Genomic DNA, 13,658 nt, shown 5'->3' with positions numbered 1-13,658 from the left:
AGTGACGCAGCCATCTTCTAATGTTATGAATGTTTAGTAAAATGGATGTTTCTAACATTAGATATAAGAAAAACCGAACAATGGCGATTTCGTTAAGGCAATTAAAAATATTTGAGGCCACTGCTCGGCTAGGGCGACTCACGGCGGCGGCTGATGAGCAGGCGTTGAGTCAGTCGGCGGCCAGCCAGGCGTTAAAAGAGTTAGAGTCGATGTTGGCTTATCGATTGTTTAATCGTACCGGCCGTGAATTGGAGATCACCGATGTCGGTCAGGAGGTTTTACCTCGGGTGCGGGATATTTTGGCCAATATCGAAAGCCTTAAAACGCCTTATGGTCAGGGGGTTAGTGGGCCATTTAGAGTGGCGGCCAGTGTTACGATTGCCAGTTATCTTTTTCCCCAGATCATGTCAGATTTTCTCACCCTTCACCCCGATGTAGAACCTGATTTACAGATTGCTAATACCCAGCGGGTACTGGAACGGCTAGAAAAAGGTCAGGCGCATATTGGTTTGATTGAGGGGCCGGCTTCCCATCATCAGCTGCAGACGGTGGCTTGGCGAAAAGATCATCTGCAGGTGTTTTGTAGTCGGACACACCCGTTGGCTCAGGAGGGGGTGTTAACGGTGGCGCAAATGGGACAGCAGCGCTGGATCCTACGGGAGCAAGGGTCGGGGACGCGGGCAGTATTCGAGCGCGCATTGCAGGAGGTGGGTGGTCAGCTGGGTTCGGTGATGGCGCTGAATCGTCAGGAGGCGATTAAGCGCTCGGTTAAGGCAGGGCTCGGCATTGGTTGTCTATCTCAGTTAGCGGTTGCTGATGAGCTTCTCAGGGGCGAGTTGGTGGTGTTACAGACGCCGCTGGCGTTGACCCGACAGATGTCGCTGGTGGTGCCGCCTGAATCCCATATCAATCCATTGGTGAGGGCGTTTATTGAATTTTTGGCTGTGCCGGTGATGCCGCTCTCTGAGGGCGATTCATCTGATCGAGGCTAATTGACTGCTGAGCGTTAATGACGTGGATTAAGTCTACGATAATATTAAAGATTTTCCCGTTTATGCCGATCTATAACGGACTCTATTTTAATCCTGATATGTGGTTGTTGATGCAGATCGAACGGCTTGAACAGTTAGAACAGCGGATCGAGACTTACACCTCGTCGTTGACCCAAGCGGTCAATGAGGGACGGGGTGCGCAATTCTCTATGCTGTTGAGTCTGATCAATGCCGCCGAATATCAGGCACAAAAAACAAAAACGTCTTCCAGTGAATTTAGTTTACCGGCGGCGCAGCCTACGGAATATCCTGATCCGGATTCACTTTATACCGATGAGGTGGTGAGTCGTTTGAATAGTGCCGTCAGTGAAAATCATTCGGGGGATCTTGCTTATCTGCTGAGTCACTTGTCGGTTCAGACGACTACCCCTTATAGCACTGCAGCGGCGGGTGATGATTTTGCCCGCATGGGCTTGGCATCGGCGGGGCGTTTGATGATTGATCAGATTGATCGTTCGGGGCAGCAGTTTAGCGCTCAGGCTTAATTAGACAGAGCACTCGCTTAAACGGTTATCAGTGCGTTAATCAGCTCTGCCAGTTAATTTTTTCGACGGTGCCGTTGTCGACTTTCCACCATTCATCCGGATCATCTCCCGACGTCCAGCCGCTGGCGATACAGCGGATTTGTGTGTCTAGCTCGCGGGCCGCTTGTTCGGCGCAATCGAGATCTTTTATCCACGGGGTTTTATCTGAATTGAACCAGACACTGGTCCAGGCTTTGCCGGATACTTTTTCGTGAATCATGATTGGCATCTCATGGCCATCAATAACGCCGATGAAATGGTGTACCTGACCCTGCTCAAAGTCTCGCTTTAAGGGGCTGCAGATGTTCTCCAGCCATTGGCTGATCCGATCCAATGAGCGGTCTTTAATATAGATCTCAATATCGGGGTGGCGTTGGGTATCAGTCATGGTGAGAGTCTGTGTTCTTGTTGGGTTGAATGTCGGTTAACAGAAAGCGAAAAATTCTCAGGATGCTCAGGCTAATATAGCCGAAGGCGGCGATGATTGCGCCGCCAATTAAAAAAATCAGGCCGATTAGGGCAATAATATCTCGCTGCAGGCTGTCTGCTAAGAGAAATTGAGCCAGCACTAAGGTGATAAAACCGAGCATAAAGAGGCCGAGGCCGACCATCAGAATCGCCAAATTTTGTTTGATATTATCGGCACGGCGTATCAGGCGTAAACGTAGGCGCTGTGTTAGGCTGCGATGGCGCATGCTTTAGATCCGTCGGAAGCTTGCCAGACGAACATCCAAGGTGAGTTCTAGTTGTTGTAACTCGGCTAGACGCTCCCGCGCGGCTTGGGTGATGCGCCAACCATGGGGTGTCATCGCTAACAGTTGATCGATTTGGGCCGGGGTCGGTAGTGTGAATTGATAGCTAATCGTTTCGGTTGCCAGATGCTCAAAGGTGTCAGCTAATACCGATTCGGGGGTAAAGCCAGAGTGACGTACCTCATCGTAGATCTGGGTTCGCAATTCGATCAGATGGTCATCACCAGGATAGGCGATTAATAGCTCTGCCCCGGGTTTTAGCGTGCGGCTGAACTCCTCTGGCATCAAGCGGCTGAACAGCACGGTCATCAAGTCTAGAGAGGCATCCGCCACCGGCATCCGTGCCCCGGAAGCCACCATCCAAGTAACGGCTTTGCTCTGGCGGCAGGCTGCTTTTATCGCGTGTTTCGAGATGTCCAGCCCCGCTAACTGATAGCCACTGGCGTGCAGTTCAAGTTGTTGTTCCATCCGTTGGGTGTAATAGCCCTCACCGCAGCCCATATCGAGGATACGGGGGGTAACTAAATCTGTGGCACGTTTGGCGAGCCGGGTGGCGATGGTATCCGCCAGCTGTTGATAATAGCCTAACGCCAGAAACTGACGTCTGGCTAGCACCATCGCGGCATTATCGCCGGGATCTTTCGAGCGCTTCTGATTGGCGAGCAGGAGGTTCCAGTAGCCCTGCTTGGCCGCATCATAGCTATGCCGTTCAGGGCATTCCAGATGCTTCAGGTCACCCTGTAAGGGTTGCAGGCAGACGGGGCAGTTTAGATCAAAACTCATCAGGATTACCGTGCCAACAACTTAGCGAGAATGTTTTCATACAGCGAAGACAGGGTGTCGAGATCGGTTGCTTTGACCCGTTCATTCACTTTATGAATAGTGGCGTTAATCGGGCCGAGCTCAACCACTTGTGCGCCGGTGGGAGCGATAAAACGCCCGTCGGAGGTGCCGCCCGAGGTGGATAGCTCGGTATCTAAACCGGTAATGGACTGGATTGCATCAACGCAGGCATCCACGAGATCGCCCCGGTCGGTGATAAACGGATGGCCACTGAGGGTCCAGTTAACATCAAAATTCAGGCCATAGCGATTCAGAATAGCGTAGGTTCGCTCTTTGATCTGTTCGGCGGTAATTTCGGTGGAAAAACGTAGATTAAATTGTACGTTAATCTCGCCGGGGACAACGTTGGTCGCGCCTGTGCCGGCATGAATATTGGAAATCTGGAAACTCGTGGGCGGGAAAAAGTCATTGCCTTCATCCCAGACCTCACAGGCCAGATCATTCAGAGCCGGAGCCGCCAGATGGATCGGGTTTTCCACCAGATGAGGGTAGGCGACATGGCCCTGTACGCCTCGGATTGTTAGGTCGCCACTAATGGAACCCCGTCGGCCATTTTTGATGACATCACCGACTTTCTCGGTACTAGAGGGTTCGCCAACAATACACCAGGTGATTTTCTCGTTGCGCGCTTCTAGGTGACCGATCACCCGAGTGGTGCCATTAACAAAAGGGCCTTCCTCATCGCTGGTAATCAGGAGGGCGATCGAGCCGTCATGATCCGGGTGGTGCTCTATAAAGCGTTCTAGTGCAGTGATAAAGGCTGCCAGACTGCCTTTCATATCGGCAGCCCCTCGGCCACAGAGAAAACCATCTTCAATAATGGGGTCGAAAGGTGGGTGGCTCCAATTGATTTCAGGCCCGGTTGGCACGACATCGGTATGGCCAGCAAAACAGAACAGCGGCCCCTGTGTGCCCCGACGGGCCCAGAAATTGGTTACTTCTTCAAATTGCAGGCGTTCGATATGAAAACCCATTGCTTCGAGACGTTCTATCATCAGTTCCTGACAACCGTCATCTTCCGGTGTGACGGAGCGACGTGAAATCAGTTGTTTGGCTAATTCGATAGTGGGGGTTAGTTGGGGCATAGGGCTACCTTAACGTCGGGCAATGGGTGAGGAGAATAGATCGGGTGCCGCCTATGGCAACACCCGGGAGACGATACACTTAGTTGTGAGCGTGCAGTTCTTCGTTCAGCTCGATAGCCGATTTATTGGTCTTAACTTCGATGCGACCATTCTGTGAGTTCCGACGGAACAGTAAGTCTGGCTTACCAGCCAGTTCAGCCGCCTTAACGGTAGCCACTTCGTTATTTTGATCGTCTAACAGGGTCACTTTAGAGCTAGAGGTTACATACAGACCCGCTTCAATGGTACAGCGATCACCCAGTGGTAAACCTAAGCCTGCGTTGGCACCCAATAGGCAGTTTTCGCCAACGGAGATGACCACATTGTTACCGCCGGACAGGGTGCCCATAGTCGAACAGCCACCGCCTAGGTCAGAACCGTTACCGACCACAACCCCAGCGGAGATACGGCCTTCAACCATGCTAACGCCCAGTGTACCGGCATTGAAATTGATAAAGCCTTCATGCATAACGGTGGTGCCTTCACCGACGTGTGCGCCAAGGCGAATACGTGAAGTGGCTGCCAAACGAGTACCGGCTGGGACAACATAGTTCGCCATTTTAGGGAACTTATCCACAGAGTGAACATCGATAATACGGCCCTGAGCGCGTGCCGCCAGTTGGCGTTTTGGTAGATCATTCAGCGCGATGGCGCCTTCGTTTGTCCAAGCCACGTTTGGCAGTTTGCCAAACATACCGTTGAGGTTGAGTCCGTGAGGCTTAACCAGACGGTGTGACAGTAGTGTCAGTTTGAGGTAAACCTCAGCGGTAGACTCAGGGTCGGCATCGGTGGCTAGCACGGTTAGAATCATTGGCTGATGAGTGCCTTTGCAGATCTCAATGATCTCGGCTTGGTCTTCAGCATCGATGGCTAAGAAGGCCGATTCCAGTGCACTTAGCTGCTCTGCAGATAGCTCAATTGCTTGGTTGCCGCCGGCATAGCCCGCCGCATCGGTTGCCGCTTGGATCAGCGCGTCGGATGGGTTTAACAACGGGCCGTTATAATAAACTTCCAGCAACTCACCGTCAGAGGATTTAGTGCCAATACCTAGGCCAAATGCAAATGTACTCATGTGTGTAACTCCATAGAACTTGTCGTAAGACCTTAGCGTAAGATCATTAAAATAGTGGTTGTTAGCCGATCTGTTATGTCAGGTCGGTCAGGCAAAAGGTTAATTTGTTTAGGGTAAGAGCGTGTTGTAATCGCTCTCTTTAAAGCCGACCAATAGGCCGCCAGCGTGGCTCAGCACCGGGCGTTTAATCAACGTCGGCGTGGCGAGCATCTCGCGTATGGCGGAGGCCTCATCGATGTTGCTTTTGACCTCATCACTGAGAGCGCGCCAACTGGTGCTACGTTTGTTGAGCAAGGTCTCCCAGCCCAATGCGGCAACCCACTCACGTAGCTGGGTTTCGGTGAGGCCATTTTTGCGAAAATCGTGAAAGCTAAAGTCGACATGGTTAGTGGTTAACCAGCGCTGGGCTTTTTTCACGGTGTCGCAGTTGGAAATGCCATATAGAGTGGTCATTATCGGCCTCTTTAGTCTTGTAGTGATTCAACGTAACGGCGGATTCGCCAAGCCGCTTCGACACACTCTTCCAAGGTCGCAACCAATGCCATTCGTACCCGGCCTGCACCGGGTAGGTTGCCCTGCTGGTCGGCTCTGGAAACATAGCTGCCGGGCAGTACAGTGACGTTCTGTTGTGCAAATAGCCCTTGGGTGAACAGGTCATCGGCAATCGGCGTGGCGGCCCATAGGTAGAACCCGGCATCTGGAAAGTCGACATCCATGACTGGCTTTAGAATCTCAACCACCGCAGTAAATTTTTCCCGGTACTTATCACGGTTTTCTAACACATGCGCCTCATCATTCCAGGCAGCAATGCTGGCGAGCTGAGTTGGAATCGACATGGCGCAGCCGTGATAGGTGCGGTAGCTGGTGAAGGGTTTAATCAGGCTAGCATCGCCGGCCACAAACCCTGAACGCAGTCCTGGCAGGTTTGAACGTTTAGACAGGCTGTGAAATACCATGCAGTTTTTATAGTCATCCCGGCCCAATTGCGCGCAGACTTCCAACAAACCAACTGGTGGTTGAGCTTCATCGAAGTAGATTTCGGAATAACATTCATCGGAGGCGATCACGAAATCATACTGATCTGATAGGGCAATCAGCTTAGTCAGTGTGGCTGCATCGGTGACCGCGCCGGTAGGGTTGCTTGGCGAACAGAGGAACAGCAGCTGGCAACGCTGCCAGACAGTATCTGGCACGGCATCAAAATCGGGCACGAAATTATTCTCAGCAACGCAACTGAGGTAGTAAGGTTCAGCACCGGATAGGTAGGCTGCGCCTTCATAGATCTGATAAAACGGGTTCGGCGAGACTAACAGCGGCGTAGCTTGGCTGGCCGGTGCTCGATCGATGGCGCACTGGGTGAAGGCGAAAATCGCTTCACGGGTGCCCAGCACGGGCAGCACATTTTGTTCGCCGGTTAGGCTGCCGGATTTGAGTGAAAAACGACGTGTCGCCCAGTCGGCGATGGTTTGACGTAACTCAATGGTACCGGCCGTGGTGGGATAGTTCGCCAGTTTGTCCAGATTGCGGCTCAGTTCATCGATCACAAATGCGGGTGATGGATGCTTGGGTTCACCGATAGAAAGGGCGATATGGTCTAGCTCGGTTGGTGGGTTTACCCCGGCTTTCAGCTTAGCCAATTTTTCAAATGGATATGGCTGAAGCTTCTGCAGATCTGGATTCATTGAAATGCCTTGTAATTAGCCGCTGTCAAAAGATCGCAAATTATACCGGATGGAAGTCGACAGGCCAATGAAACCCGGTCGCAAATCACGTTTATCTGCGCTCACCGCTGACGAGGCTAAGGGCTAAGGCATCCAGCGGCTCGGCTTATGGTTTTAACGTTGTCGGTGGGCGAGCGGTAAAACGCTTGAAAGCGGCCTTGCCGTTTTCGAGGCTGACTAACAGGGCTGGCACAACGAGTAGGATCAGTACGGTACCGAAGGCCAAACCGAATACCAGCGAGGTCGCCATCGGAATCAAGAACTGCGCCTGTAGTGAGGTTTCAAAGAGAATCGGCGTGAGGCCGGCAATGGTGGTCAATGAGGTGAGCAATACTGCCCGTAGACGCTGGCAAGCGGCTTCAACAATCGCTTTATGCACCTCCATGCCGCCGTTGCGCAGCTTTTGGTAGAAGGTAATCAGTACGATTGAGTCGTTAATCACGATACCGGATAGGCCAAAGCAGCCAAACAACGAGAGAATCGTGAGGCTTTGGCCGGTTAACAGGTGTCCGGCGATGGCGCCGGTCAGACCCAAAGGTATCGCCAACATCACCGCGAATGGCCAGCTATAGGATGAAAATACCCAACTGAGAATAATAAAGATCAGCAGTAAGGCAATTAATAGCCCCATCTGCATATCGGCGAGGGTTTCCCGCTGGTTTTTATTACGCCCCTCGAAACTGGCTTCGACCCCAAAAGCGGAGGTGATCTGCTGCAGTTTACCCGCTTGCAGGTCGGCGATAATCTCATTGGCATTGGCGACCGCTTCATCAAGGTCGGTGGTGATCTTAATCGCCAGTTGGCCATCGATTCGTTGCAATCGGTCGAGGCCCTGTTTATCGGTAAATGACACCACATTGGCCAGCGGGGCACTGCTGCCATTGGGGAGAATAATAGGCAGGTTTTCGAGGGCGCTGAAGCGATCCCGTTCGTTATCGGGCAGCACCACGCGGACCTCTATTTCATCTTCCCCTCGATTAAATATCTGCACTAACTGACCATCAAAGGATGATCTGAGCTGACGGCCGACGGAACTGAGGGTCAGACCGGCGGTTTTGCCCTGGGGGGTGAGTTCATAGATTAACTGAGATTTACCAAACGGCAGATCATCATCGACATTGCTGACCCCGTTATATTGTCTCAGGCTATCCTGCACCGCTAACGAGGCGGCTTTAAGTTGTTCAACATCGGCCCCCACCAATTTCACTTCGAGTGATTTTCCTGGCGGACCGGAGCGGTTTAGGTCAATGGTGAACTTCTCAATCCCAGCGGGCAATGTGATCTTGCTACGCCACTTTTTAATGATCTGGCCATTGGATATCTCTCGGCTATCGACCGGAGTGAACTGCACATATAGCGCGCCAAATTCATCGCCCTGATTAGCGCCCTCGCTGGTGCGGCTGCTATTCGTTTTACGGTGGATCTGCAATGCCATTTTTACCAGATCGCCGCCGAGTTCCTGTTCGGTCTGGCGTAAGGTTTTATCCAGATGTTGAAGGAATTTGTCGACCTGTTCGGGGCTGCTGCCCGAGGTGAACTGAATATTGGCATTTAGGGTTTCCATCTCAACGGCGGGGAAGAAGTTGAATTTAATCCGCCCGCTGCTGACAAGCCCAATGGCAATAATAAAAGCGGCAAAGGCGATGGTGATGGTCACCCAGCGAAATTCGATGGCATTTTCAACCCAGCCACGAAAGCGGCCATTCTTGAAATGATTGAATGCGGCATCAAGTTTGATACGGGTGGCCGAGGGGTGTAGGTCGGCGGCTCGATGAAGGCTGTGATGCAGATGGCCCGGCAAAATGAGGAAACATTCCACCACCGAGGCGAGAATAACGCAGATAACCACGGTGGGAATATCGATCAGAATATTGCCGATCGTTCCACCAATTAACAGCAGCGGCAGAAACGCGGCAATGGTGGTCAACGAGGAGGCCATGACCGGGGCTAACATCCGGTGCGCGCCACCGATAGCCGCTTGTAGTCCGGGTTCGCCCATCTGTAAGTGGGTCAGGGTATCTTCCCCGACGACGATCGCATCATCAACAATAATACCCAACGCCATGATCATGCCGAATAGACTGATCATATTGATACTGCCACCGATCCCGTAAAGTACCGCCAGAGTGGCCATAAAGGAGACGGGAATGCCGATGGTAACCCAGAAGGCCACACGGGCATTGAGGAAGAGAAAGAGAATGGCGATCACCAGAATCAGGCCACTTACCCCGTTTTTGACGAGCAGATTAATACGATCCTGAATCGCTTCATAACCCTCATCGAAGGCGATCAGCTGAATGTCCGGTGGCAAGGTTGGCGTCCGTTCTGTTAGCCACTCGCGCATAATGGCGGCGGCTTCTAGGGTGTCATCGTTTTCAGTACGGCGCAGCAGCAGTTGAATCGCAGGCTGGCCTTGGTAGCTCAGATAGGTCTGGTTGTCCTGATTACGCCAATCGATGCTGGCAATATCTCCTAGCCGGAGCAACTGGCCGTTGCTATCGGTGATCAAAGGTAACTGCTTGAAGCCGGTCACATCCCGTTGCTGGCTAAGGCTACGGATCTGCCGAGAACCATCTCCTTGCGCCGCAGTGCCGGCGGGTAGGTCAACGCTGCGTTGATTGATAATCTGGGCCACGTCACTCAGACTGAGATTTAGCTCATGGAGGCTGCTGGAGCCGATTTGAATGGCAATCTCTTCTTCTGGCAGACCGACAAAGTCGATTTTGCGAATGCCACGCTGCAGTAGTTCTCGCTCATATTCGCGGGCCAATGTTCGTAGTTCTTGTTGGCTGGCGGTGGGGCTGGTGATGAGTATGCGGGCAATATTGTCATAACGGATCACCTGCTGCACGATCGGTTTTTCTGCATCGGCGGGCAAGTTGGTGATGCCGTCGACCTTTTGTTTTACCTCATCGAGGATGTAAGCGACATCGCTATCCTCTTCCAGTTCGATACGAATCGAGGCTGAACTTTGCGTGGCGGTTGAGTAGAGGGCATCGATACCGTTAACCGATTTTAATTCCCGCTCGATGGGCAAAATGATAGAACTTTCGACATCTTCGGCCGCTGCGCCACTCCAGGGGACGGCGATGGTGATAATGTCTAGCTCAAAGGTGGGGAAAAACTGGGTGTTCAGTTTTTTTAATCCCCAGATACCGGCCAAAATCATTAGCATCATCAATAGGTTGGCGGCGACCCGGTGTTCGGTAAACAGGGTGATTAGATTTTTGAAAGGCCCTTGATTCCCTTGATTGGTCGACATCGCTTACTCCGTCGCTGCCGCTTGGGGCTTATTGCTGGCGACTTCGACTAGGAGGCCGGTGATCGCATTGGGTAACTGGGTCGCTAAGATCAGGTCGCCGGCTTGTAGTTGGTCGCTCCGGACTAATACCTTGGCTTTACCTTCATTGTCACGCATATCGCCCACGCGGGTAATCTTGTTCGCCTGTAATCGGTTGTCCTCCACGGTATAGATTCGATCGGTGCCGAAAATCGCCTGTGGTGGCAGTGCTAGTAAATTGTCCTGAATCGGCATGGTCAGATCGAGGGAGATTGAACGGCCCGGCTCGCCGCGATAACTGTCGGCATTGATCCGAAATAGCGCATCGACACCGGCGCTGCCACTAGTGACCGCAGCGGCAAAACGTTCAAGGGTCAAGTCGAGGGTTTGGCCATCGAGCCATGCGGTGGCGCTAATGAGTTGGCCGTTATTGAGTTGTTGGTGTAGTTGTGGCAGATAGCGGCTAGGGATCTGTGCTCGTACTTCTAGCGAGCGGGTGTTGTAGAGGGTTAACAGTGTATCGCCGCTGCGAACTCGTTCACCCGCCGCAACACTGATATCGGCAATACGTCCGGTAAAGGGGGCGCGGATTTGACTGCGCTCTAAATCGAGGGCGGCACTATCACGCAGGGCAATAGCCTGATTTAACTGGGCGTGGAGCTGGGCTTGTTGATTGGGGTGATCATCGATCGCCTGTTGCCGGCTGTTGAGGGATAGCGCTTGTTGCTGTTTGGTGCGACGAGCATCATCTAACTGGGTCTGGCTGGCGAGATTACGCTGGCTCAGGTCCTGATAGCGATCGAGAGTACGCTGGGTAAGGTTGACGAGTTCCTGTTCAATTTTTAACGCTTTAATATTGGCTTGATAGCTGACTTTTTCGGCGGCAATCAGGGCGGTAATACGATCTACATCGGCTTGTTTCTGAGCGAGCAGCAGTGATGCGTCGCGGTTATCCAATTGTACTAACAGCTGCCCAGCGGTGACGTTTTCGCCCTCGGCGACTAGGCGTTTTTCGACAAAGGCATTAATCGACGAGGATAGTGTACTGCTGGAGGGCGATTCGATCCGGCCATAGAGGGATAACTGGGGGGCATAACGAGCCGGTTCGGCGGGGAGAACCCTGACTGTCCAGACTTTCTCTTTAGCGGGTCGGGCGGGCGCTGTCGGTTTAGTCATTTTCAGTATCACAAAGATTGCCACGGCCGCTGCTAAAATGACCAGCGGTAGTAACCAGCGCTTGTTATGCTGATACCAAGATAAAGGTTGCTGTTCCGCCATGACGTGTCCATCGGTAATCTTTGGTGAGAGATTGATCATAATACATCTGGTTTAGACAGTAAGCAGAATTGTTCTCCTCTTTACAATTCTTTAGTAGATGTTAGCTTTACAGCTTAGCTGCGTTTCAGATAACAGGAGAGAGTGATGCGAACCCGATCGGTAATGGCGCTTAACCCTTTAGGGCTTCACCGGGTGGTTTATCACGAGTGGGGCAGTGCGGATAACGAACGTGTGTTGGTCTGTGTGCATGGCTTGGCGCGCAATAGCCGTGATTTTGATGCCTTGGCCCGGGCTCTATCGCGAGATTACCGGGTCGTTTGTCCAGATATGCCCGGCCGTGGGGAAAGTGATTGGCTGCCGGATGGTGTGGCTTATGATATTCCTCGTTATATGAGTGATATGGTCACATTACTGGCGCGGCTAGATGTCGAACAGGTCGATTGGGTCGGCACCTCAATGGGCGGCATTATCGGTATGTGTTTGGCGGCCCTACCCAATTCACCGATCCGTTCCTTGGTGCTAAATGATATCGGCTGCTTTATCGATAAAGCAGCCTTACAGCGCATCGCCCAGTATTTAGGCGATCACCGGTTTAGCTCGGTGGCTGAGGTCGAACAATATATGCGCCGTACTTATAGCGCCTATCAAGGGTTGGATGACGAGCAATGGCAACATCTGGCGAAATATGGCCACCGGCGTATCGCGGAAGATCAATATGGATTGCATTACGACCCGCGGATTGCGGAGCAGAGCGCAGCAGTACAGGATGAGGATATCGATCTAGAGCCATTTTGGCGACAGGTGAGTTGTCCACAGATGTTGATTTGGGCAGATCAGTCGGATGTGCTCCGTGAGGCTACGGTGACGCGGATGCAGCAGATACGTCCGGATATGGATCTCTACCGTATTCCGGGTATGACTCATGCTCCCTCGTTGATGGAAGCTGAACAGATCAATGCAATACAGCAGTGGCTGCGAGATAATCGGGTCAATAATTAGGAGACCGTATCATGAGTGCACTGTGTCAATGGCCATCGGATCAGCTTTGTCTGACGAAGGATGCACGTGAGGAAGCGATCCGCCGGGTTGAACGTGCTTTTGCCTCAACCCTAGAATCTTTGAAAGTCGATATTGGGCTAGTGGAGTTGCTGGAATCGATCTATGTGCCTTTAGGTGCTTGGTTGGTGGCACGAAAAGATCAGCAGCAAGGGCCGTTGGTGGTGGGTATCAATGGTGCTCAGGGCGCCGGTAAATCAACCCTGTTTAATCTGTTGGAAGTGATTCTCGAAGAGGGTTTTAATCTTAAGGTGGTGGGGTTGTCGATTGATGATCTCTATAAAACCCGTGAAGCTCGTGAAGGGTTAGCGCACTCTATTCACCCGTTACTCAGTACTCGCGGAGTGCCAGGCACCCATGATGTTGAACTGGGCATTGAACTGATCCGCGGCTTGAAAGGCGAATTCGGCGAAGAGGGACGTAATGTCAAAATCCCGGTGTTTGATAAGTCGATCGATGATCGCTGCCCTCCGGTGTTATGGCAGGAATGGCACGGTGAAGCGGATGTGATTGTGTTGGAGGGTTGGTGTGTTGGCGCATCGGCTCAACCGGAGGCGATGTTGGCCGAATCGGTTAATGATCTGGAGCGTAGCGAAGATCCGTTGGGCTTCTGGCGAAGCTATGTTAACCAGCAACTTGATGGTCGCTATAAAGAGTTATTCGATATGATTGATGTGTTGATTATGCTCAAAGTGCCAAGCATGGAGTCGGTGTTTGAGTGGCGTTCTCAGCAGGAGAAAAAACTGGCTGAGCGCGTGCGTTATTTTTATGATACTCAGCAACCCACCCAGCACCTGCGGATTATGAATGAACGGGAAATTAGGCGATTTATTCAGCATTATGAACGGCTAACCCGTAATATGCTCGAAGAGATGCCGGGCCGGGCGGATGTCTGTCTCGAGCTGAATGAAAATCATAAAATCAGTCATATCCGTATTAATAAACCGCTGTAAATC

At 52.1% G+C, this 13,658-nt stretch carries 13 protein-coding genes; 4 read left to right on the top strand and 9 right to left on the bottom strand.

What is annotated here, in order from left to right; genetic code table 11:
- Positions 1-80: 80 nt before the first annotated feature.
- A complete protein-coding gene (locus ACN0T0_RS08740; RefSeq protein WP_417225169.1) occupies positions 81-992 on the top strand; it encodes a LysR family transcriptional regulator in 912 nt (303 codons plus the stop codon).
- Between the two features lie 62 nt (positions 993-1,054).
- Positions 1,055-1,537 (top strand): hypothetical protein, encoded by a 483-nt coding sequence (locus ACN0T0_RS08735; RefSeq protein WP_417225167.1) that lies wholly within the window; start codon positions 1,055-1,057, stop codon positions 1,535-1,537.
- A gap of 40 nt (positions 1,538-1,577) precedes the next feature.
- On the opposite strand, the gene ACN0T0_RS08730 is transcribed toward ACN0T0_RS08735, so the two are convergent.
- The 9 genes from ACN0T0_RS08730 to ACN0T0_RS08690 all read right to left on the bottom strand — a co-directional run bounded on the left by ACN0T0_RS08730 (position 1,578) and on the right by ACN0T0_RS08690 (position 11,685).
- Positions 1,578-1,964 (bottom strand): hypothetical protein, encoded by a 387-nt coding sequence (locus tag ACN0T0_RS08730; protein WP_417225165.1) that lies wholly within the window; start codon positions 1,962-1,964, stop codon positions 1,578-1,580.
- A complete protein-coding gene (locus tag ACN0T0_RS08725) occupies positions 1,957-2,271 on the bottom strand; it encodes a hypothetical protein (RefSeq protein WP_417225163.1) in 315 nt (104 codons plus the stop codon). Before ACN0T0_RS08725 ends, ACN0T0_RS08730 begins: the two co-directional genes overlap by 8 nt.
- Positions 2,272-2,274: 3 nt before the next feature.
- On the bottom strand, positions 2,275-3,111 hold the full coding sequence (locus ACN0T0_RS08720; protein WP_417225161.1) for a putative RNA methyltransferase: 837 nt from the start codon (positions 3,109-3,111) through the stop codon (positions 2,275-2,277).
- Between the two features lie 5 nt (positions 3,112-3,116).
- Positions 3,117-4,256 carry a succinyl-diaminopimelate desuccinylase gene (dapE, locus tag ACN0T0_RS08715; protein ID WP_417225159.1) on the bottom strand — a complete coding sequence of 380 codons (1,140 nt, stop codon included), beginning with the start codon at positions 4,254-4,256 and terminating at the stop codon, positions 3,117-3,119.
- A gap of 79 nt (positions 4,257-4,335) precedes the next feature.
- Positions 4,336-5,367, bottom strand: a complete 1,032-nt coding sequence (gene dapD, locus ACN0T0_RS08710; protein ID WP_417225157.1) for a 2,3,4,5-tetrahydropyridine-2,6-dicarboxylate N-succinyltransferase — start codon at positions 5,365-5,367, stop codon at positions 4,336-4,338.
- A gap of 108 nt (positions 5,368-5,475) precedes the next feature.
- Positions 5,476-5,820, bottom strand: a complete 345-nt coding sequence (locus ACN0T0_RS08705; protein WP_417225156.1) for an ArsC family reductase — start codon at positions 5,818-5,820, stop codon at positions 5,476-5,478.
- A gap of 11 nt (positions 5,821-5,831) precedes the next feature.
- On the bottom strand, positions 5,832-7,049 hold the full coding sequence (gene dapC, locus ACN0T0_RS08700; RefSeq protein ID WP_417225154.1) for a succinyldiaminopimelate transaminase: 1,218 nt from the start codon (positions 7,047-7,049) through the stop codon (positions 5,832-5,834).
- 145 nt (positions 7,050-7,194) lie between these two features.
- On the bottom strand, positions 7,195-10,350 hold the full coding sequence (locus tag ACN0T0_RS08695) for an efflux RND transporter permease subunit (RefSeq protein WP_417225152.1): 3,156 nt from the start codon (positions 10,348-10,350) through the stop codon (positions 7,195-7,197).
- A 3-nt stretch (positions 10,351-10,353) separates the two neighbouring features.
- The gene (locus tag ACN0T0_RS08690) at positions 10,354-11,685 is read right to left on the bottom strand and encodes an efflux RND transporter periplasmic adaptor subunit (protein WP_417225150.1); all 1,332 of its coding nucleotides are present in this window, start codon (positions 11,683-11,685) and stop codon (positions 10,354-10,356) included.
- A gap of 105 nt (positions 11,686-11,790) precedes the next feature.
- Between ACN0T0_RS08690 and ACN0T0_RS08685 the strand changes: the two genes are divergently transcribed.
- Entirely contained in the window at positions 11,791-12,645 is an 855-nt protein-coding gene (locus ACN0T0_RS08685; RefSeq protein ID WP_417225148.1) for an alpha/beta fold hydrolase, read from the top strand.
- A gap of 11 nt (positions 12,646-12,656) precedes the next feature.
- A complete protein-coding gene (locus ACN0T0_RS08680) occupies positions 12,657-13,655 on the top strand; it encodes a hypothetical protein (RefSeq protein WP_417225146.1) in 999 nt (332 codons plus the stop codon).
- Positions 13,656-13,658 lie beyond the last annotated feature (3 nt).

The sequence above is a fragment of the Amphritea sp. genome, from assembly GCF_048266285.1.
GTDB lineage: Bacteria > Pseudomonadota > Gammaproteobacteria > Pseudomonadales > Balneatricaceae > Amphritea.
Note: the sequence above shows the minus strand (reverse complement) of the source record. Positions and strands in the feature narration are given on the sequence as shown.